Below are 19,432 nucleotides of genomic sequence, written 5' to 3'. Positions count from 1 at the left end.
ACCTCAATATTTCCTGCCGGACCCTGATCCACCACCGGGCGGTCCGGCCCGCTCGGCGGCTTGATTTACTGCATTCTTGCGGCGCGTGCGCGCGTGACCGAATACTGCAGCGTCGAGGGCTGCAGCATCGCGTCGAAACTCACCGGCTCCTCGGCCGGATGCACGACGAGCAGCGCCTGGATCGCGAAATAAAGCGCGTTGGTGGCCTGCTCGTTCAGCTCGAACGTCACCTGCACCTGCTGCAGACGCGGCTCGTGGCGTGCGATGGCCTGCTGGATCGACTTGCAGATGAACGCGCGATCGTAGTGACTCGCCAGGCTCAGCCCCGCGAAATCGTTCAGCCCGTAGGTCAGCACCGACTTCTGGCACTCCGGCAGCGTGGCCAGCTCGTTCTCGGTGTGGGCGATACGGGTGTTGAGGATCGCCTCGACGTCGCGGGCGACCGTGTTCTTGAGCTCGTCCAGCGACAATTGCCGCATCGCTGCCGAGGCCGGCAGGTGCGGTTCGTCGTCGAACAGCTTGTCGAGAAAACTGGGTTCGAATCGTTTCATCGGCCGGTATGCACAGCGAAAACGGCAACGGGACGCCGTGCGCCCCGTTGCCGCAACCGACCTTAGACCGCGTAGGTCTTGTCGTTCTTCGTCAGACTCCAGGCGCCTTGCGTGTTGCCGCCCTGGTTGCCGCCGATCTTCTGCTGGGTTTGCTTCCACTGCACAGCTGCGTACTTCAGCGAGAACGTCTCGAGCGGCAGACCTTCTTCGCGAACGCTCGGGGCGATGCTCGAGATGATCACGTACTTGAGCTTGACTTCCAGATACTGCACGCGCTTGCCTTCACCGTCAGCGCGCGAGAAATGGACCGTCACCTCGTCGAACGTGGTGCCGCCCGAAGCGTGTTGGTACAGCAGCGGGCTCGACGAATCGATTTCCTTCGTGAAGATCATGTCGCCGTGTTCGCAACGCGTCATCGTGTGACCGCCAGCGGTCGATGCGGTTGCCGAACGCGGCTGAACGATCGAGTGATCCCACGATTTCAGCTCGATCCAGCCCTGGTGGTCCTTGTCCGCGGATTCGCCCTTCACCGCGGGACTACCAAACTGCAAGTGCATATGTAACATGGCCCTTCGACTCCCCAAAGAGGTGGTTTTAACGTCCTACCCAGGCGGCCCGCCCGGGCGATTTACTCGCTTATGAATTTGCCGGTTTGGGCAGATCAGCGACAAGTCGCAGAGAAATCGAGAGTTCGTCGAGCTGAAAGTGCGGGCGCAGGAACGCGACCGAACGATACGAGCCCGGCTTGCCCGGAATCTCCGACACTTGTATGGATGCCTCGCGCAGCGGAAATTGCGCTTTCTGTTCCTGCGAGGCGTTGTCGTCGAGCAGGACGTATTGCGAAATCCACCGGTTGAGGAAAGTCTCCACGTTCTGCGCCGATGCGAAGCTGCCGATCTTGTCCCGCATCATCGCCTTCAGGTAGTGCGCGACGCGCGATACCGAGAAGATGTACTGAAGCTGGGCGGACAGGACGGCGTTCGCATTCGCGCTGTCGGTGCTGTATTTCTTGGGTTTCTGCACCGACTGCGCAGCGAAGAACGCGGCGTAATCTGAGTTCTTGCAATGGACGAGCGGGATGAAGCCGAGGTCGCTCAGCTCCTTTTCGCGGCGATCGGTGATCGCGATTTCGGTCGGGCACTTCAGCGCGACTTCACCGTCGTCGGTCTTGAACGTGTGGGTCGGCAGATCCTCGACGAGGCCGCCGCCTTCGACGCCGCGGATCGCCGCGCACCAGCCGAAGTCGTCGAATGCGGCCGTCAGGCGCGCAGCGAACGCCCACGCGGCGTTGCACCACAGGTATTTGTCGTGGTCGGTGCCGTCGACGTCCTCGACGAAGTTGAAGTTCTCCGCGGTCTGGCCGTCCTTCGGATTGAACGGCAGGCGGCCGAGGAAGCGCGGCAGCGTCAGGCCGACGTAGCGCGAATCTTCGGCATCGCGGAACGACTTCCACTTCGCATATTCGACCGTATCGAACACCTTGCCCAGGTCGCGCGGCTTGCCGAGGTCGGAGAACGACTCGAGGCCGAGCAGCTCGGGCGATGCCGACGCGATGAACGGCGCATGCGCGGCCGCCGCGACGTGCGACATCTGCTCGATGAAGTACATGTCTTCCGGCTGGCGCGAGATCTCGTAATCGCCGATCAGCGCACCGAACGGCGAGCCGCCGAACGTGCCGAATTCCTCTTCGTAGACCTTCTTGAACAGCGCGCTCTGGTCGAACTCGCTCGCGCCCTTGAAATCGCGCACGAGGTCGCGCTTCGGTGCGTGCAGCGCCTTGATCTTGATCGTCTGGCCGGTGTTGCTTTCCTTGACCAGGTAGTCCATCCCGCGCCACGTGCTTTCGAGGCGCTGGAATTCCGGCGCGTGCATCACCGCGGAAAGCTGCGTGGAAATCAGGCGGTCGAGTTCCGCGACGCGCGCGTCGATCGTGGCCGACAGGTTGTCCGACACGATCACCGTGCCGTCGAGCACCTGGTGCACGAGTTCGCCGATCAGGTCCTTCGCACGCGCATGCTCGGAATCGGATTTCGCGACCTTGCTCTTCTCGACGATGTCGTCGAGCAGCGAGGTCCCGGCGGCGTAGTCCGCGCCGCTCGCTTGGGCCGCAGCCGTTTGCTGGTTCATCTCAACACTCCGTCGTCATTCGCCGTCTTTGTCGCTGCCCGTGCCCTTCGCGAGCTCCTGCAGCTGCTGCGTGTTCTTCAGCACCTCGGACAGCAGATCCTCGAGCTTGTCGTTGCCGGCGAGCTTGTTGCGCAGGTCGGCGAGCTTCGAGCGCGCCTCGAGCAGGCGGCGCAGCGGCTCGACCTGTTCGACGACTTCGTCCGGGCTGAAATCCGACAGCGAACGGAACTTCAGGTCGACCGCGAACTTGCCGCCTTCCGGGCTCAGGCGGTTTTCCACCTGGAACGCGGCACGCGGCTCGATCGCCTTCATCACGTCGTCGAAATTGTCGCGATCGATGTTGACGAATTTACGGTCGCGCAGCTTCGGCTGCTCGATTTCGGACTGGCCCGCCAGATCGCCGACGACCCCGACGACGAACGGCAGCTCCTTCACCTCGATCGCATCGCCCTTCTCGACCTCGTAGGTCAATTGGACGCGCGGCGGCCGTATTTTCTGCAAGCTTTTCTGAATGCTTTCTTTCTTGGCCATCTCGACGGCTCCCAGGTTAGTTGTGGTTATCGCGTCAGTGTTGCGGTCAGTTGCGCAGTGCGCCGAACGGGTCCGCGCCGCCCTTCTGCGGCGTGGCGGGCGGCGTCGGCGTGCTGGTCGCCGCTGCTTCGGCCGCCGGTGCCGCGCCGGCCTTCGGACGATGGACGACACGGCGCGGCTGGCGCGGCTTCACGACCTTCGTTTCGGGCGGGAACAGCGCCGATTCGCCCAGCGTATCGCGCAGCTGCTTCGCGAGCGCCTGCGCATCCGACTTCGCGTCACCCGCGAGCGACGAATCCTGGCGCAGCTCGCCGAGCGACTGCGTCGCGATCCGCAGGCCGGCCACGGCCAGCACGCTCTTCGCCTGACGGTCGGTCGCGTCGCGCTGCAGCGCTTCCTGCGCGGCAACGATTGCCTGACCGTAATGGTTCTGGGCGAACTGGATTTGCGCGATGCGCGACCACGGCTCTTCGCGCGTCGGATCCGACTTCGCGAGCTGCTGGTACAGGCCGAGGGCCTTGTCCTGGTCCCCTGCCTTCGCAACTGCATCCGCATCCGCCAGCGACTTGTTGAACACGTCGGCGGTCGGCGGCGCGGGAGGCTGGCTCGCACAACCGGCGATCACGCCGCAAGCCACTACTACCCCAGACAGTTTTGCGAAGAGACGGTCTTTCATCGTTATATCCACCGGCGCGTGAGTTTTAAATCGTTGAGAATCTGGTTCTTTTGCTTTGCAAGAAGCGCGCGGGTATAGTACCGATCAATTTTTCATAATTCAATCGTCGTGTGAAGAGTAATTCCTTTTAAAACCGGGCGCTACCCCCTCCAATGGCCTCTCGCAGCGGGCTCGCAGCGATTTTTCTTTCGGCCGGAACGGGCAAGTTTTACTGGTTTCGCGACGCGCCGCCCGGACGGCGGCAAAATTTTCCGGGCGCCTGCCTCGACGCGGGCGTGCTTAATAGTTGAACAGTGCAATGCCGGGGATACGCAGCGAACGCGGAAATACCCGGCAGATTTGACAGGGATAAAAGGCAGCCCGCCGGAAACACGATGAGATCGTTGATGATTCGCTACGCGCTGCCACTGGTTGCCTGCGCCCTTCTGGCCGGATGCGCGGCCGCCCCGCTGCTCGGCTCGGCCGCGAGCGCCGTGATGTCCGCGGCCGGCATCGGCAAGCCCGAGGTGCCCGACGCGCAGAAGCCGCCGCGCAACCTCGGCATCACCCTCGCCGCCGCGCCGAACCTGAATGCCGCGACCGACCACAAGCCGCTCGCGCTCGTCGTGCGGCTCTATACGCTAAAGGACCCGACGTCGTTCCAGCAGGCGCCGTTCGACGCGTTCACCGATCCGACCAAGGAAAAGGCCGCATTGGGTGCCGATCTGCTCAACGTGCGTGAAATCACGCTGATTCCGGGCCAGCGCTATACGGCGACCGAGAAGGTTTCGCGCGAGGCGCAGGCATTCGGCATCGTCGCGCTGTTCCGCGATCCCGCACTCCAACGATGGAAACTGACGTTCGACCCGGTGAAGTCGGAGAAATCCGGCATAATCATCGGCCTGCATAATTGCGCGATGACGGTCACCGACGGCACTGTCATCGCACCGCAACAGGGTGCGCCTTCACAACCGCTGAATTTGCTTTCTTCGGTCTCCTGCGGTTAAACAATGACGCACGAATGTCAATTAACAAGAGTTAACAATTGGCGATTTAATTCGGGCACGAACAAATCGATTACATCGCAACGCGACATTAACCGGATTTGACATGAGTTATTCGGCCAAGGTGCTGTGGGGGGAAGGGCTGTTCCTCCGGCCTCAACACTTTCAGCGACAGGACGCGTACCACGAAGCGCGCCTGTTCGAATCGATCCAGGCGATCCAGCCGTACAACTGGGGCGTGCGCTCGGTGCGCATCGACCGCGATGCGCTCGGCAGCAACGTGCTGCGGGTGGCCGAGCTTGCGCTCGTGTTCCCGGACGGCGCGCTGTATGCCGCGCCGCAGGCCGACGACCTGCCGCCGCCGATCGCGCTGGACACGCTGCCTGACGGCATCAACGAATTCGTGTTCTATCTTGCGCTGCACCCGCTGCGCGAAAACGGCACCAACTACAGCGACGATCCGGCCGCCGGCTTCATGACGCGCTTCGTCAGCGAGCAGACGAGCGTCGGCGACAACTTCACCGACGCCGCCGAAGCCGACATCACGTTCCTGAAGACGCAGGTCAAGCTGATCGCGCACAGCGAACCGCGAGACCAGCTGCTGTCGGTGCCGCTCGTGCGCGTGCGCCGCACCGCGACGTCCGGTTTCGAGATCGACGATAGCTTCGTGCCGCCGTGCCTCGCGATCGACGCGTCGCCGATCCTCCACCAGCGGCTGCGCCAGCTCGTCGACGCGCTGCAGGCGAAGGTGAACGCGCTGTACGGCTTCCATCGCGAGCCGTCGAAGAACATCATCGAATTCCGCTCGGGCGACATCGCGTCGTTCTGGCTGCTGCACACCGCGAACGCCGCGTTTGCGACGCTCGCGCACCTGCACCAGCACTCGGCGCTGCACCCGGAGCGGCTGTTCCAGGAACTGCTCCGCCTCGCAGGCCAGCTGATGACGTTCTCGAAGGGCTATACGCTCGCCGACCTGCCGGTGTACCGCCATGACGACCCGGGCCCGAGCTTCGCGCGTCTCGACCTGATGCTGCGCGAACTGCTCGACACCGTGATCTCGACGCGCTACTTCGCGATCACGCTCGACGAGGTGCGCCCGTCGTTCCACCTCGGCCGCCTCGATTCCGGCAAGATCGACGACAAGACCGAGTTCTACCTGGCGGTGTCCGCGGACATGCCGAGCGTCGAGCTCGTCGATGCGGTGCCGGCCCGCTTCAAGGTCGGCGCGCCCGACGACGTCGACAAGCTCGTGCTGTCGGCGATGCCCGGCGTGCGGCTCTCGTACACGCCGCAGGTGCCGCCCGCGATTCCGGTGCGCCCCGGCGCATGCTACTTCGCGCTCGATTCGCGTAGCCCGCTGTACGAACGCATGCTGCAGGCCCAGTCCGCGATGATCTACGCGCCGACTGGCATCAATGACCTGAAATTCGAACTGATCGCGGTCACATCATGAGCTACGCGCCTTCCCTGTTCGGCGACAACGCGCCGGCACCCCTGCATACGCCGGCGTCGACCGACGCCTCGTTCCAGGCCCGTTCGCTGCTCGACCTGCTGTACGACGGGTTCTTCATGCTGTTCCTGCTCAAGAACGGGCGGGAGCCGGAGAGCGCGGGCGAGTTCAGCACGCGCATCCAGGAATTCCTGTCGGACTTCGAGCGCGGCGCGAAGAAGCTGAATATCGCCGCTGAAGACGTGTACGGCGCGAAGTTCGCGTTCTGCGCGGCGATCGACGAGATGGTGCTGTCGTCGCAGTTCAAGATCCGCACGGAGTGGGAACGCCGGCCGCTGCAACTCGTGCTGTTCGGCGAGCAGCTCGCGGGCGAGAAGTTTTTTCAGTATCTCGAGGATTGTCGCGCGCAGGGTGCGGCGCGGCTGCAGTCGCTCGAGGTGTTTCATATGTGCCTGCTGCTCGGGTTCCAGGGGAAGTATCTGCTCGAAGGGCCGGAGAAGCTGGCTTACCTCACCGCGCGGCTGGGCGACGAGATCGCGCATATGAAGGGCAAGCGGGCCGCGTTTGCGCCGCATTGGCCGCTGCCGGATCAGATCGCGCATCGACTCAAGCGTGAAGTGCCGGTTTGGGCGATCGGGGCGGTTTTTGCGCTGGTTGCGCTGCTTGGGTATCTCGGGCTGAATACGTATCTGAAGGACAAGACGCTGCAGGCGTTGGCGCCTTATTCCCAAGTCATCAAGGTCGGGCCGGAGTCGGCTAATTTGACGATTTCGTTGCCTTGAGGGGTGGGCGTCGCTCCGGCGCTGATGCTTCATGAAAAAAGGACCGCTTGGCGGTCCTTTTTTACTGTGGCGCGCGGCACATGCCTCGTCAGAGCAGAATGAACTCGTCGTTGTCGACGTAGTACACAAATGCGTCGAATAATTGCGCGACGCTCGGTTCGTCGACTTGGTCATGCGCGTTGATCACGATGTCCTCGATCGTCGCGCTGTCCAGCGTCACTTGCCAACCGGGGTGGCAAGCGATGGCAGGCAACGCTTCGTCTTCAGCGTCGTTCGCGTCTTCGGAGAATGCACCCTCCGTGTCAAGCGTCCATGGCATCGGAGGGAGATAGAGCCATCCGGAGAAATCGCCCGGGCGTTCGAGAATGTGTTTCAGCGACACGACGGTCGCGGGGGTGGTCGACATGGGGTATTGCGGTGATAACAGAGGTAAATGGGCCCGCGTGGCAATGCGGCGGGCGCAACGATATGCATGCGCTGCAGCGCTCGTGTCAGCGAGCCGTGATTATGCCAATTCCGCACGCGTGAGGTTGGTCCTGCGACCGTTGTTGCCTCATGCCCGGCCGCAAATCAATCGAGGTGCAGCGTGATCCTCTGACCCGCGAAGATCGCCGTCAGCCCCTGCTTCAAGTGCTCGAGCCGATCGGTTGCACGCACTTCGATCGTCACCAACGCCAGCCCTCCCGGCCATGCGACATCGCGAGACAGTTCGATGTTGAGCATTTCACCCTGCAGCGAAACCGACGCGACGCCACCGTATCCGGCCACGCCATCGACTTCCATGTAGTAGGTGTCGAGACCGAGCGCCTCGTCCTGCTCGTCGTCTTCGGTTCCGCGCTGCAGGATCACGTAACTGGACGGTGGGTCGTGGTCCGCGAGGCCGACGATGTGGACGCCCTCCTCGAACATGTAGGTCACGATATTCGCGAAGAATCTGAAGTCCATTTCGTTAGGATCCTGATGGATATACGGGATTAGCGACGAACGGCGCGATACCCGCCGCCTTCGACGCCCGCGCGATCACCTCCCGCGCTTCTCCCCACGCCTTATACGACGCCTCCCACACCACATCGCCTTCATCATCCGTCAGCAATTGCGGCGTGCCGATCTGGTCGCAGTGGTAATAGAACGCGTGCGCCTCACCCACCCGTTCCGGCAACCGTTGCAACGGATCGTCTTCCGGTACATAGCGATCGGTCTCACGGCGTGACGGCGTCTCGAACCCGTCTACCGATGCACTTACGTATTGCACCATCGGCACGAACGAACCCGCTTCGTAAAGGTAATGCGTGCTGCCCTGCTCCCCGCTCTCATACGCCAGCGTATCGCCATCCCACCCGAACACCGTGCGCTCGCCGTTCACCTCTTTCGCAATCCGACGGCCCAGCGCATCGTAGTAGTACCGCGACTCGCTCCGGCGAGCCACCTCGTCAACCGTCGCTGCAGTCATCCGATTGAACGCGTTCCACTCGTAACGCTGCTCACCCGCTGGCGATCTGCAGTGGACGAGATTGCCTCGCATAGTTGCTCGGTTTGCAGTCGCCAACCTTCAAGAGTGGTTGGCAAGCACTTTCCCCCACTCAAAATCACCGCCTTAAATTTATAAATAGAATTCTCTCCTATCAGGCCCCGACAGCCAAATCCGGCAGAGAAATACCATTTCTATCCAGTATAGACATTGCCCTATCCAAGAACCTCAAAGGAAGACCCGTCTTCTCCCCATAAAGATCAACAATCCCAACCTCCACCACACTATCAACCAAATTAGAAAATTCATTTATTAAATCACTACTAGACAGCGCATCCTTAAGATCATCTGGCATTGGATCACCCCGCCCATTTAGATCAAGCAATGCGCCTCGCGAATCCCACTCCACCAAGCTTCGACTGGAAACTATCGAATCCAGATGATTCAACAAGGCGTCGATAGCTGGATGAGAAATCCCCTTGGCTTCACAGTACCGCCGCAAGCACAAAGACGCATAGAGCTGCTTCCCTTCAGAAGGACAGCTCTCCAATTTTTCAAGCAGCTTCACTCTATCCATGATGTCCACATCGTTGAATTAAATTCATATTAAATTTCCTGAGCAACGGATTACACACCGTACACGGCGTCTTGTCAGTGCCATGAATTCCACTCGTACTATTTTTACCACGCACGTTGGCTACAGATATCGTCGCACCATCCAAGTCAACACCCTTGTTTCTTGCTCTTGCGATCGCATTCACCTCAGCACATTGAGCATCGAACTCATTCGGCGGAATATCCTTCAATGCGTCCCCGACCTCTGGATTAGTAACGCCACCTTGATTTCGCCCAATAACGATACGCCCATCCTTGGAAACAATCACAGCAACGGTATTCGGTCGCTGCGATGCCGGCAGATTTTGTGCTTTATCTGCAAGCCGGCCCGCAAGGGTGCCACTCAAGCCCAAAGGATCCACCCACTGCACTGGACTTGGCGTGTATTGATAGACGTTCAGCCCACCCGCAAGTCCAATTGGATCCTTCGATACGAATCTACCGCTCTGCGGGTCATAATACCGATACCGGTTATAGTGCAGCCCCGTCTCATCATCAACCTGCTGCCCCTGAAACCGCAGCGAATTCCTCGGCGTAATCCCCGCCCCCTTCGACGCCCGCGCGATCACCTCCCGCGCTTCTCCCCACGCCTTATACGACGCCTCCCACACCACATCGCCTTCATCATCCGTCAGCAATTGCGGCGTGCCGATCTGGTCGCAGTGGTAATAGAACGCGTGCGCCTCACCCACCCGTTCCGGCAACCGTTGCAACGGATCGTCTTCCGGTACATAGCGATCGGTCTCACGGCGTGACGGCGTCTCGAACCCGTCTACCGATGCACTTACGTATTGCACCATCGGCACGAACGAACCCGCTTCGTAAAGGTAATGCGTGCTGCCCTGCTCCCCGCTCTCATACGCCAGCGTATCGCCATCCCACCCGAACACCGTGCGCTCGCCGTTCACCTCTTTCGCAATCCGACGGCCCAGCGCATCGTAGTAGTACCGCGACTCGCTCCGGCGAGCCACCTCGTCAACCGTCGCTGCAGTCATCCGATTGAACGCGTTCCACTCGTAACGCTGCTCACCCGCTGGCGATCTGCGATGAACGAGATTGCCGCGCGCGTCGTACGCGAAATGCTCCCCCGCGTATTGCTTCAACAGGTTGCCCAACACCTTGGGCACTTCCGCGGGGAACGTGCTCTCCGTAGCACGTACCGGACTCGGCCGGCTCTCCGTGCGAGGCGGCTCAACACGTACCGGGTCGATGATGTTGCTCGCCGGATCGAACGCGAACCGCTCCTTGCCCGCCGGACCAATCGACTCCAGCAACCGTCCGACCGGATCGTAACGATAGTCCGTCAACCCTCTGCGATTGTCTTCAATCTGCACGAGCTGGCCGGCCGCATCGTAGCGATACCGGCGCTCTGCCAGCGGCGCGGGTGCATTCGCACGCTGTACCGTGCGCTGCGCCAACCTGCCTGCGCGATCGTATCCAGTGTGTTGATCGATCTTGCTCGGCAGGGTACGTAATATCTCGCGATGCAGATCATCCCGCTCGATCTGAACGAGTTCCTTGCCGTCCAACATCAGTCCGTGAACATGTCCCGAGCCATACGTGAGCCAGTCGACAGCATGGCCGTCCGGCCGGACCGTTCTGATGCGGTTGCCGATTTCGTCGTACTGGTGATGCCACACGAAACTCCGGCTCGCGCCGAACAGGTCGTAAGCGTGATGCTCACGCACCAGATTGCCGACCGGGTCGAAGAACCGTTGAACGCGGCTATATCGATTGCCGGCCTCGATCAATCGTCCCAGCGGATCGTAGGCGAAACGCTCTGCCTCTTCGCCGACCGACCGGCCATCAAGCCGCCCACCGCGATCGTAGGACATCGTCATGACCTGTCCCGCCTCGTCGACCGACTCGAGACGGCTGCTCGCCTCGTCATACGAATAGCGCGTGGCCTTCCCGTCGAAATCGATCTCCTCGATCAATCGGCCTGTTGCGTCATAGCGGAACGTGTAATTCGCGTGATTCTGGTCGGTCAGTCCGACGATCCGACCGAGCCGGTCATAGCGATACGACAGCGATTGCCCCAATGCATCGGTGCGGATATTGATACGCCCGCTCGCGTCGTATCCGTAACGCGTGTTGCGGTTCAGCGGATCGATATGCGTCAGCAGACGCCCTTCCGCGTCGTAGCTCAACTGCTCGCGCCCCGCCGGCGACACGACTTCGATCAACTGGCCATTCGCGCCATAACGGTATGTCGTTACCCCACCCTCGGCATCTTTCGCTTCCGAGAGGCGACCCTGAGCGTCATACGCCCACTGCGATGTCTTGCCCGAGCAGTCGGTATAGCTGATCAACTGGCCGACGTCGTCATACTTCAGCGCTTTTACGCCCCCCTTGGCATCCTTGATCCGGGTAAGCAGCCCTCGCTCGTCGTACGCATACTCGGTCTTGTGGCCGAGCGGATCGACCTCCGCAACCATGTTCCCCGCATCGTCATATTCACGCAGCCACGGGTGCCCAAGCGGATCGGTCACGCGGACGAGTTGGTCCTTCTGGTCATACGCCATCTCGACCACGCTGCCGTCGGTACGTTGATGGCGGACGAAGTTGCCGCGCGCATCGTATTCCATGCGCTCAACGGTACCGTCGCGATGGATGTACTGAACGAGTTTGTCGTTCGCATCCCGGTACATCCACTCTTCGCTACCGTCCGGATGAATCACACGGAACGAATAACCCTTGCTGTCGTAGTAGTGGTGCGTGACATTGCCAAGCGCATCGGTCACGCTGACCATCCGGAAGTCCGGATGCCACGCGAGGCGAACCTCATCGCTGCCGTCATCGGCGTATTCGCGGAAGCATTTTGCCTTCGGCCCGTCACCGTTCCACTCGAGGTTCACACCTCGACCGGTGCGATCGGTATATCGCGTCACGAGGTGATGTCGATAACGGTATTCGCGGCGATTACCGTAGCGATCCGTCGCCCCGATCAAGTCGTTCTCGTCGTCGTACTCATAGTTCGCAAGCGTGCCGACGTATTCGCCTTGTGCGTCATGATGAGTGACGCCAACGATCCGCCCTCGCATGTCATGTCGGAACGCAACCTGAACGTGCGGTGCAATCAGGCGATGCAACCGCCCTTCCGCATCGTAGTCGAGCGTCACCTGATTGCCGGCACGGTCCTTGACGAATGCGAGACGGAACACGTTGCCGTGCCGCTCGTACGCTTCGAGCAACACATGCCCGCGCGTCACGGTCAACCACTGCTCGTCCAGCCGCAACAACGTTTGTCCCTCGGAAAGATCATCGTGCGCACTTCCGACGCGGAGCAGCGGGTATTCGATACTTCGTCCGGCGGCGTCGTGATAGACGAGCTTTTCCGCGGCAATATCGAAACGAGTCGTATATGGCGTAATCCAGCGTGCGCCCAGTTGGCCATGCTCGTCGTTCGCGTCGAAGAACGATCGATAGGTACGCGCCCAGACAATGGGCAACGGCCCGTCGATCGTGAAATCTTCGTGATTGATCTGCTCGTCGCCGAGCGCGAATCCGATTGAATTCAGGGAGGCGGCAGGTGGCGTCTTCACCGGGGTATGTGTCGGGCAACAACTCGGCCCCGGATGATGCGCTTCAGTGGTTTTTTGAACCTCCTCAATTCGATGCTCCGCGCGCGTCTCATTGACCTTCGCCGTCTTGTGTTCCTGAATCCCCGTCGAATGCGGCTTCGGATTGCGCTTGCGCCAGCTCCGCATGCCGTCTTCACCGATCGTGATGATCCACCCGATCTTGCCCGCATCGTTCCCATCGAGCTCGCGAATGCACTTCTGGACCGTCGGAATCCGCTTGTAGATATCGTCAGCGAAGAGCTGCAGCTTCTTCGTCGAATTCGGGTCGATCAAATCGGCGGCCGAGGTCACCGTGTTGATAGCGATCTTCCCCTCGACCTTGCGAATATCCGAGAGGAATCCCCCGATATTGTCGAGAATCTTCCTGCCGTCGTACGCAACGATAGCCGCCCCGACACCCTTCAGATGCGACCCGGCCGACTTCACGTTGTGCCCGACTTCGTACTTTTTCCCCGCCGCGTGTGCGAACACGTCGGCAATCGCCTTCATCAGATCGCCGATGAATTTGGCGCAGTGGTCGAGCAGTTCCTTCAGCCCGTCACGTATCACCTTCAGGAATTTCTCGATCTCGCCCGCGTAACGCTCCTGCACGTTCGCCACCATCGCCGAGATGATCGAATCGCGCAGCGCCAGCATGGCAGCCTCCCCCGCTGCCTTGCCGCTCTCGACGACCTTCTGTCGAATCAGCTTCAGCACGGGGCGCGCGCCAAGCCGAAGCTCGGCCGTAGCCGGCGGCAGCGGCACGACCCCGATCAGGTCGAGACCGAGGTTGACCCAGTCGAACATGTCGATCGGTTTGTCGCCATGCTCGATCATCGCCTTGATATCGAGCACCGCATCGACTGCCGCAAAGATATTGGCCAGAACCGGCACGTTCTCCGCGACCGTCTTCAGCCGGCCGACGTTGACGACGCCGCCGCTGACCTTGATCAGCCACTTGTCGAATGAATCGATGCCAGCTTGTACATCGGCCTCCGTGATCTTCATGATCGGAGACACGAACACATCGGTAGGTTTGGGTTGAAGGACGCCCGCAGCGGTCATGATTTTTCTGTTCTCGAATAGGTGAAAGGGGCGACGCTCAGCTCATTTTCAGCACGGCTGCGGCGCTACGCGCCGTCTGCGCGAGACCGCTGACCTGCTGAGCGGCAGCACTCAACTGGCCCGCTTGCGACAGCGCCGCCTGCGCTCCCGCCGGCAGCATATTGGCCGCAGCCTGCTGTGCGATACCGAGGCCCTGGCCTGCTACCGCCTTCGCCAACGCGGCTCCGCCCTGCGACGCCGAGCTCGCCAATCCCGCGACCGTTTTCGCCGCACCCAGTGCATTCGACGCACCCGCCGGCAACATGCCGCCTACCGCCTGCTGCGCCATGCCCATGCCTTGACCAACGGCGGCCTTCGCCAGCGCCGCGCCACCCTGCGTCGCCGCACCGGCCAGGCCCGTCAGCGCGCCGGCGGCACCGCCTGCTGCCGGCAAAAACGAACCGAGCTGCGCCTGCGCGGTTTCAGCGGCGCCTGCCGCCGGCGCCGGATTGCCCGGCCACGGCGCCACATCGAACCGGCTCGACTGCTGATCCTGCGAGCGGGGATCCTCCCCGAACTTCACCTGCACCGCCCCCGGTGGCAGGCCGCTCACGATCATGTGCCCGTTGTTATCGAGCGCTCCTTTCTTCAACAGCCCGCCATTCGCATCGAACACCGAGAACAAACCGCCCTTCACCGGTTGGCCGTTCCCGTACGTATGCAACAACTCCAACTGCCCCGGCTGATCCGGCCGTGGACTCGGCAACGGATACCCCATGCTCGCCGGCCCCGCGAACGTATGCGACGCCCCCTTCACATCCACCGCGCCCGGCGTATGAATCTCGATGTTCCCGCCTTGAATGCGGATATACCCGCCGCCGCTCGTCAGCAGGATCCCCTGATCGGCCGCGATCTCGATCCGGTCCGTCGCCGACACCACCTTCACCGCCTTCTGCGCGGTCACCTCGATGTTGTCCGACTGCGCCTGGATCTCCACCTTGCCCTTGCCCGCGAACAGCTTCATCCCCGCGTTCTGCACGAACAGGCTCAGCTTCTGCCCGATGCTCCCGATCAGCGACTTGCCTGCGGCCACATGCACACTCTGCCCGCTCGCCACGTTCACGTGATCGTTCGCGACCACATGTACCGACTGCTGCGTCGACATCCCGATCCCCGACGGGCTGCCGAACAGCATCACCGGCTCCTTGAACGCGTTCGCGTTACCCGTGCCGCCGCCGGCCGTACGCCCGCCCGACGCGCTACCCGATGCGCTGTCCTGCGTCGCATCCGTGAACGCGCGCATCGTGTCCTGCGCGTCCTTCAGGCTTTCCGCCTGATGCTGCTCGCTCACGCCCGACATCGCCTCGACGAGACTCTCGCCCGTCACGAGTTGCTGCTGCGCTTCCTTCACGTCGAGCGGCTGGCTGTTCGCCGCCTTCGGATGCGTCGTCACGTACAGGCCCTGGCTCGCCCGCACCGCGCCGTACGCATCCGAGCGCAGGTCGAACCCGCTGCCGAGGTACGACCCGCGCGAATTGCCGTTCTGGTCGATGATGTAGCCCAGATGCAGCAGGCTGTTCGCACTGCTGCTCATCAGCTGCACGCGGTTCTGCCCGGTCGCGTCGTCCATCACGAGCTGGTTGTAGCCGCCGCCCGAATACTCCTTCGACCGATACCCGGACAGGATCCCGTCGGTATGCCATTGCGGCTGGTTCTCACCGTTGTACACGCGCCCGACCGCGAGCGGCCGGTCGCAGTCGCCGCCGACGTAGTCGATCAGCACTTCCTCGCCGATGCGCGGCACATGCACGCCGCCGTAGCCGCCGCCCGTATCCGACTGCACGACGCGTACCCAGCACGACGCGTTCTCGTTGCCCGGATTCAACCGGTCCCACACGAACTGCACGCGGATCCGGTTCAACTCGTCGGTATAGACCTCCTCGCCCTGCGGCCCGACGACGATCGCCGTCTCGAGGTGCATCTCCGGTTTACGATGCTCGAACGGGCTGCGATACGGCACGCTCACGCGCTGCGCTTCGACTTCGACGAGATAGAAGCCGGCCGATCCGTCGTCGTGCTGCACGCGAAACGCGGGATCGGTACCGTAGTTGTCCTGTGCCTGCGTCAACGCTTCGCGCAGGCTGTACGGAAAGTCCGCGCTGTCGCTTGCGACGGGCAGATTGTTCTCGATCCACCACGCCACCTCGATCGCGGCGAATTCGCGCTGATCGGCGGGATCACGATCGTGCTCGGGATGGTCGGCCAGCGTGAAGCGCCGGCCGGCATCGATCGCGCGCACTCCGCCCGCGGCATGGAAACGCTTCGCCCGCGACTCCCACTCCTCCATCTTGATCTTCGTCAGATGGTCGCCGCGCGTCTGGTCGAGATAGGTGTAGGCGCCCGTGTACTCGTAAACTTCGAGTTGATCCGGCAACTCGCCCTGGCCGCCCATCGTCGGCAACGACGTGCCTTTCGGGTTCGACGGCTGCGAAGGATTCTTGTAGTCGAACGTGCGCGTCGTACGCGTCACGCTCTGCAGCGTGCGCGTACCCGACCATTGCGTGAACGCGTCGGGTTCGCTGGCCGCGTCGCCGCGATAAAAGCGCACGGTTTCCGGCGACAGCGGCGCGAACGCCTGCAGGTTGTCGGTGATCACGAGCGTATGCGACTTGCCGTCGTCGGCCTGCTGCCATGCGCTGTAGAGCCCTTCGCTCTCCATCAGCCGATGCACGAAATGCCAGTCGGTATCGTGCTGGCGCGTGTACGAGCGGTTCGGCAAGGGCTTGGTCAGCGCGAAGCGGAAATGCCCCTGCGCCTGCGGGTGCTGGTTCAGCACGTCGCTGATGATCTGGTCGACGGTCGTGTCGTTCCAGAGCCGCTGATCGCGACGAAACTTCAGGAAGTGGGTGAAATCGGCGAACGCGAGCTGATAGGTCGTGAGCCCACCGTCGTCACCGAGCCGGCGCGCGGTATGCACATAGCCATTGATCGGCCGGTAACCAAGATCGCCTTGCTGGATCCACAACGTGACGGGCTGGGCGATCAGCTTTTTAAGTTCCACATCGCTGTCGGTCGACAGCACGTCGAGCGTGAACTCGTATGCGCGCCCGATACGCGAGCGACCGACTGCCCGCTGAACGGTCAGGACGTTGGCCCCCAATGGCGTATCGAGCTTCAGCAACCGGTCCTGCTGAAGCAACCCGCCGCGCAATGCGGCGATTGTGTTCTGCATGTTCATGAACGGCCTTTTTTCTTTTGACACGCCCTCGGATGGCGCGAGCATTCGATTTTGCTCGCGCGATTTTACAGACAAAACCTCGCACGCCCTCAAATCTGACCTGATTTAAACGAGCAGAATCAGATCAGTCCGCGTGCCACGCGGGTGGACGGCAACCATGCCCGCCGTCCCGCACATCGATGAAATCGCTTTCAATCAGGGCCAATTCGACTTCCGGCGCGGCCCGGTTGCGAGTAGTGTCTACGTGCCCGTCTTGCGGCCCGCCGCGCCCCCACCCGGCGCCGGCGCCAACCCACACCACGCTGACCACTGGAGATCTGCGATGAAACGTTCGAAATTCCTGCTGTCGGGCCTGCTGCTCGCGTCGGCCCTCGGCTTCACGGCCGTTGCCGCGCACGCGGAAGACCTGCTCGATTCAGTGAAGAAAGCCGGCGTGCTGCGCGTCGGCCTCGAAGGCACGTATCCGCCGTTCAACTCGCGCGGCACGTCGGGGCAACTCGAAGGCTTCGACGTCGACGTCGCGAACGCGGTCGCCGGCAAGCTCGGCGTGAAGACGCAGTTCGTCCCGACCGAATGGAGCGGCATCATCGCGGGCCTGCAGGCCGGCAAGTTCGACGTGATCGTCAATCAGGTCACGATCACGCCGCAGCGCAAGGAAGCGCTCGACTTCAGCCAGCCGTACACGTACTCGGCGGCGCAACTGATCCAGCGCAAGGACGACACGCGCAACTTCAAGTCGCTCGACGACTTCAAGGGCAAGAAGCTCGGCGTGACGCTCGGCACCAACTATGACCAGATGGCGCGCACCGTGCCCGGCATCGAGGTGCAGACGTATCCGGGCGCGCCGGAGAAGCTGCGCGACCTCGCCGCGGGCCGGATCGAGGCGACGCTCGACGACCGCCTGATGCTGCCGTACATGATCAAGACGTCGAACCTGCCGCTGCGCGCGGGCGCGGTGCTGAACGGCGGCAAGCAGGAAATGGCGATCCCGTTCCGCAAGGGCAACCCGAAGTTCGAGAAAGCGATCAACGACGCGCTCGATTCGTTGCACAAGGACGGCACGCTGAAGAAGATCTCGATGCACTGGTTCGGCAGCGACGTGACCGTGCCGGTCGCGCAGTAAGCGGCCCGGCGCTTCAATGCGTCACGCCCTTCGTCTCGACGAAGGCGTGACGCCTCCCCTCAAGCCGCTTCGTCGAAGCGCGCCAGCAGCATCTGGCCGATCGGTGTCAGCGCCGGGCGCGCGGCCACGGCGTTCATACGCACCTGCGTATCGTCGACCAACCGCTTCTCGACCAGCACGGCGAAGGCCGGATTCGACGGATCGACGCTGTCCGGCGCACGCGCGACGCGCAACAGCATCGAGAATTCATGCGGACTCAGCATGGTCCCTGTCTCCTGATCGTCCGCGGCCCGGTTCGAACCGTCGTCGATCGTATTTTCGAATGAAATGGCGCGATGCATGACCGCTGCGCCGCCGGGAGCGAGATCCCGGTCGGCCCCCACCTGCGACGCGAGCACATCGTCGCGAGCGGGTTGCGCACGTTCCCGGTCCGGCAGTGCCGCCACGACGGGAACGTGCAACGTTATGGGCGCCCCATGACGCGACCGTGACAGGAAAACGGGGCGCAAATCGGTGCACGTCACACACCGCTTTCGGTTCGATGCCGCCACGATCGACGAAGACGGGCCGCATCGCCTGTCAGGCCGTCCACTGACCACTCGCCAGCCGTTTCGCCCCCTTCATCGCGGATCGACCGAATACGGGAAAGTCCCCTGCTTCGATCCGTTCGCATGGCGCATGCAGCGCACGACTACGTTCACCGCGCGCCCGAGCGTCATCCCGATGAGCACGCCCCATACCGCGAACGACAACATCACGAAGCCGCCCGTCGCCGCCCACGGCGCATGCACGGCGACTGCGTAATGGATGCCCGTTTCGGCGACGAACGTCAGCATCAGCGTGACGAGCAGGCTCGCATCGCCCGGCAGGCGCACGCGCAGGCCCGACGAGGCCGGACGGAACGCGAGCCGCCACCGGCTTGCGTGCAGCCAGCCCAGCGCCCCGCCGCCCAGGACGGCCGCCAGCGCGACTGCGTTCGCGTCGATGCCCGCATGCGGAAAGCGTTCGTTCAGACTGACGATGCCGAGCATCCCGAACACGACCGGCGAGATCAGCGGTCGGGCAGCCGGTACCTCGCGCGGGAAACAGCGCTTGATGCCGATATAGAGCAGCACGCAGAACATCACGTAGACGTAAGGCTTCAGGTGAAGGAGCGCGGACATGGTCGGAGTCGCCTGATCGGAGTGGACACGGCAACACCGTACTGCCGGATCCCGGCAGGCGGCGGGGGCTTGCGACGGGCGGCCGGAATTCGCGGACGAGTGGCGCGTCGCGGCGATG

General features: G+C 62.3%; 16 protein-coding genes and 1 pseudogene. 4 read left to right on the top strand and 13 right to left on the bottom strand.

Features of this window, described 5'->3' with window-relative positions; genetic code table 11:
* Nucleotides 1-65 precede the first annotated feature (65 nt).
* The 5 genes from tssE to CFB43_RS02125 form a co-directional block, all read right to left on the bottom strand.
* A complete protein-coding gene (gene tssE, locus CFB43_RS02145) occupies nt 66-551 on the bottom strand; it encodes a type VI secretion system baseplate subunit TssE (protein WP_021161818.1) in 486 nt (161 codons plus the stop codon).
* 62 nt (nt 552-613) lie between these two features.
* A complete protein-coding gene (locus CFB43_RS02140) occupies nt 614-1,117 on the bottom strand; it encodes an Hcp family type VI secretion system effector (RefSeq protein ID WP_006477093.1) in 504 nt (167 codons plus the stop codon).
* 70 nt (nt 1,118-1,187) lie between these two features.
* Nucleotides 1,188-2,678, bottom strand: coding sequence for a type VI secretion system contractile sheath large subunit (gene tssC, locus CFB43_RS02135; protein ID WP_011350759.1), 1,491 nt, complete (start codon nt 2,676-2,678; stop codon nt 1,188-1,190).
* Between the two features lie 15 nt (nt 2,679-2,693).
* Nucleotides 2,694-3,209: a type VI secretion system contractile sheath small subunit gene (tssB, locus tag CFB43_RS02130; RefSeq protein WP_027783377.1), complete on the bottom strand. Its 516-nt coding sequence runs from the start codon at nt 3,207-3,209 to the stop codon at nt 2,694-2,696.
* A 46-nt stretch (nt 3,210-3,255) separates the two neighbouring features.
* Nucleotides 3,256-3,885 carry a tetratricopeptide repeat protein gene (locus CFB43_RS02125; protein WP_089439098.1) on the bottom strand — a complete coding sequence of 210 codons (630 nt, stop codon included), beginning with the start codon at nt 3,883-3,885 and terminating at the stop codon, nt 3,256-3,258.
* Nucleotides 3,886-4,259: 374 nt separating this feature from the next.
* On the opposite strand from CFB43_RS02125, the gene tssJ reads away from it, so the two are divergent.
* The 3 genes from tssJ to icmH all read left to right on the top strand — a co-directional run bounded on the left by tssJ (nt 4,260) and on the right by icmH (nt 7,100).
* Nucleotides 4,260-4,871, top strand: coding sequence for a type VI secretion system lipoprotein TssJ (tssJ, locus tag CFB43_RS02120; protein WP_089424355.1), 612 nt, complete (start codon nt 4,260-4,262; stop codon nt 4,869-4,871).
* A gap of 103 nt (nt 4,872-4,974) precedes the next feature.
* The gene (tssK, locus tag CFB43_RS02115) at nt 4,975-6,321 is read left to right on the top strand and encodes a type VI secretion system baseplate subunit TssK (RefSeq protein ID WP_039352024.1); all 1,347 of its coding nucleotides are present in this window, start codon (nt 4,975-4,977) and stop codon (nt 6,319-6,321) included.
* Nucleotides 6,318-7,100: a type IVB secretion system protein IcmH/DotU gene (gene icmH, locus CFB43_RS02110; protein ID WP_071335501.1), complete on the top strand. Its 783-nt coding sequence runs from the start codon at nt 6,318-6,320 to the stop codon at nt 7,098-7,100. Before tssK ends, icmH begins: the two co-directional genes overlap by 4 nt.
* A gap of 88 nt (nt 7,101-7,188) precedes the next feature.
* Here the strand turns inward: icmH and CFB43_RS02105 are convergent, their stop codons facing one another.
* The 6 genes and pseudogenes from CFB43_RS02105 to tssI form a co-directional block, all read right to left on the bottom strand.
* Nucleotides 7,189-7,506 (bottom strand): DUF7716 domain-containing protein, encoded by a 318-nt coding sequence (locus CFB43_RS02105; protein ID WP_089493988.1) that lies wholly within the window; start codon nt 7,504-7,506, stop codon nt 7,189-7,191.
* Between the two features lie 164 nt (nt 7,507-7,670).
* A complete protein-coding gene (locus CFB43_RS02100; RefSeq protein WP_089493987.1) occupies nt 7,671-8,045 on the bottom strand; it encodes an Imm10 family immunity protein in 375 nt (124 codons plus the stop codon).
* 46 nt (nt 8,046-8,091) lie between these two features.
* Nucleotides 8,092-8,619: pseudogene (locus CFB43_RS02095) on the bottom strand (RHS domain-containing protein); the annotation flags it as partial.
* Between the two features lie 103 nt (nt 8,620-8,722).
* Nucleotides 8,723-9,145: a hypothetical protein gene (locus CFB43_RS02090; RefSeq protein WP_089460360.1), complete on the bottom strand. Its 423-nt coding sequence runs from the start codon at nt 9,143-9,145 to the stop codon at nt 8,723-8,725.
* The gene (locus tag CFB43_RS02085; RefSeq protein ID WP_179254785.1) at nt 9,138-13,811 is read right to left on the bottom strand and encodes an RHS repeat-associated core domain-containing protein; all 4,674 of its coding nucleotides are present in this window, start codon (nt 13,809-13,811) and stop codon (nt 9,138-9,140) included. The genes CFB43_RS02090 and CFB43_RS02085 overlap by 8 nt, the downstream gene beginning before the upstream one ends.
* 37 nt (nt 13,812-13,848) lie before the next feature.
* Entirely contained in the window at nt 13,849-17,028 is a 3,180-nt protein-coding gene (gene tssI / locus CFB43_RS02080) for a type VI secretion system Vgr family protein (protein ID WP_089493985.1), read from the bottom strand.
* Between the two features lie 322 nt (nt 17,029-17,350).
* Here tssI and CFB43_RS02075 point away from each other — a divergent pair, with 322 nt between their 5' ends.
* Nucleotides 17,351-18,151 carry a transporter substrate-binding domain-containing protein gene (locus CFB43_RS02075; protein WP_034189797.1) on the top strand — a complete coding sequence of 267 codons (801 nt, stop codon included), beginning with the start codon at nt 17,351-17,353 and terminating at the stop codon, nt 18,149-18,151.
* Nucleotides 18,152-18,210: 59 nt separating this feature from the next.
* On the opposite strand, the gene CFB43_RS02070 is transcribed toward CFB43_RS02075, so the two are convergent.
* Nucleotides 18,211-18,414, bottom strand: a complete 204-nt coding sequence (locus CFB43_RS02070) for a hypothetical protein (RefSeq protein ID WP_011350748.1) — start codon at nt 18,412-18,414, stop codon at nt 18,211-18,213.
* 357 nt (nt 18,415-18,771) lie between these two features.
* Nucleotides 18,772-19,314 (bottom strand): hypothetical protein, encoded by a 543-nt coding sequence (locus CFB43_RS02065; RefSeq protein ID WP_089493984.1) that lies wholly within the window; start codon nt 19,312-19,314, stop codon nt 18,772-18,774.
* Between the last annotated feature and the right edge of the window lie 118 nt (nt 19,315-19,432).

The sequence above is a fragment of the Burkholderia sp. AU15512 genome, assembly GCF_002223325.1.
Taxonomy (GTDB): Bacteria; Pseudomonadota; Gammaproteobacteria; order Burkholderiales; family Burkholderiaceae; genus Burkholderia.
Note: the sequence above shows the minus strand (reverse complement) of the source record. Positions and strands in the feature narration are given on the sequence as shown.

Bases quoted from the DNA above. Each gene is read 5' to 3' on its own strand.
- tssE (WP_021161818.1), bottom strand. From the start codon at position 551: ATGAAACGATTCGAACCCAGTTTTCTCGACAAGCTGTTCGACGACGAA.
- CFB43_RS02140 (WP_006477093.1), bottom strand. From the start codon at position 1,117: ATGTTACATATGCACTTGCAGTTTGGTAGTCCCGCGGTGAAGGGCGAA.
- tssC (WP_011350759.1), bottom strand. From the start codon at position 2,678: ATGAACCAGCAAACGGCTGCGGCCCAAGCGAGCGGCGCGGACTACGCC.
- tssB (WP_027783377.1), bottom strand. From the start codon at position 3,209: ATGGCCAAGAAAGAAAGCATTCAGAAAAGCTTGCAGAAAATACGGCCG.
- CFB43_RS02125 (WP_089439098.1), bottom strand. From the start codon at position 3,885: ATGAAAGACCGTCTCTTCGCAAAACTGTCTGGGGTAGTAGTGGCTTGC.
- tssJ (WP_089424355.1), top strand. From the start codon at position 4,260: ATGAGATCGTTGATGATTCGCTACGCGCTGCCACTGGTTGCCTGCGCC.
- tssK (WP_039352024.1), top strand. From the start codon at position 4,975: ATGAGTTATTCGGCCAAGGTGCTGTGGGGGGAAGGGCTGTTCCTCCGG.
- icmH (WP_071335501.1), top strand. From the start codon at position 6,318: ATGAGCTACGCGCCTTCCCTGTTCGGCGACAACGCGCCGGCACCCCTG.
- CFB43_RS02105 (WP_089493988.1), bottom strand. From the start codon at position 7,506: ATGTCGACCACCCCCGCGACCGTCGTGTCGCTGAAACACATTCTCGAA.
- CFB43_RS02100 (WP_089493987.1), bottom strand. From the start codon at position 8,045: ATGGACTTCAGATTCTTCGCGAATATCGTGACCTACATGTTCGAGGAG.
- CFB43_RS02090 (WP_089460360.1), bottom strand. From the start codon at position 9,145: ATGGATAGAGTGAAGCTGCTTGAAAAATTGGAGAGCTGTCCTTCTGAA.
- CFB43_RS02085 (WP_179254785.1), bottom strand. From the start codon at position 13,811: ATGACCGCTGCGGGCGTCCTTCAACCCAAACCTACCGATGTGTTCGTG.
- tssI (WP_089493985.1), bottom strand. From the start codon at position 17,028: ATGAACATGCAGAACACAATCGCCGCATTGCGCGGCGGGTTGCTTCAG.
- CFB43_RS02075 (WP_034189797.1), top strand. From the start codon at position 17,351: ATGAAACGTTCGAAATTCCTGCTGTCGGGCCTGCTGCTCGCGTCGGCC.
- CFB43_RS02070 (WP_011350748.1), bottom strand. From the start codon at position 18,414: ATGCTGAGTCCGCATGAATTCTCGATGCTGTTGCGCGTCGCGCGTGCG.
- CFB43_RS02065 (WP_089493984.1), bottom strand. From the start codon at position 19,314: ATGTCCGCGCTCCTTCACCTGAAGCCTTACGTCTACGTGATGTTCTGC.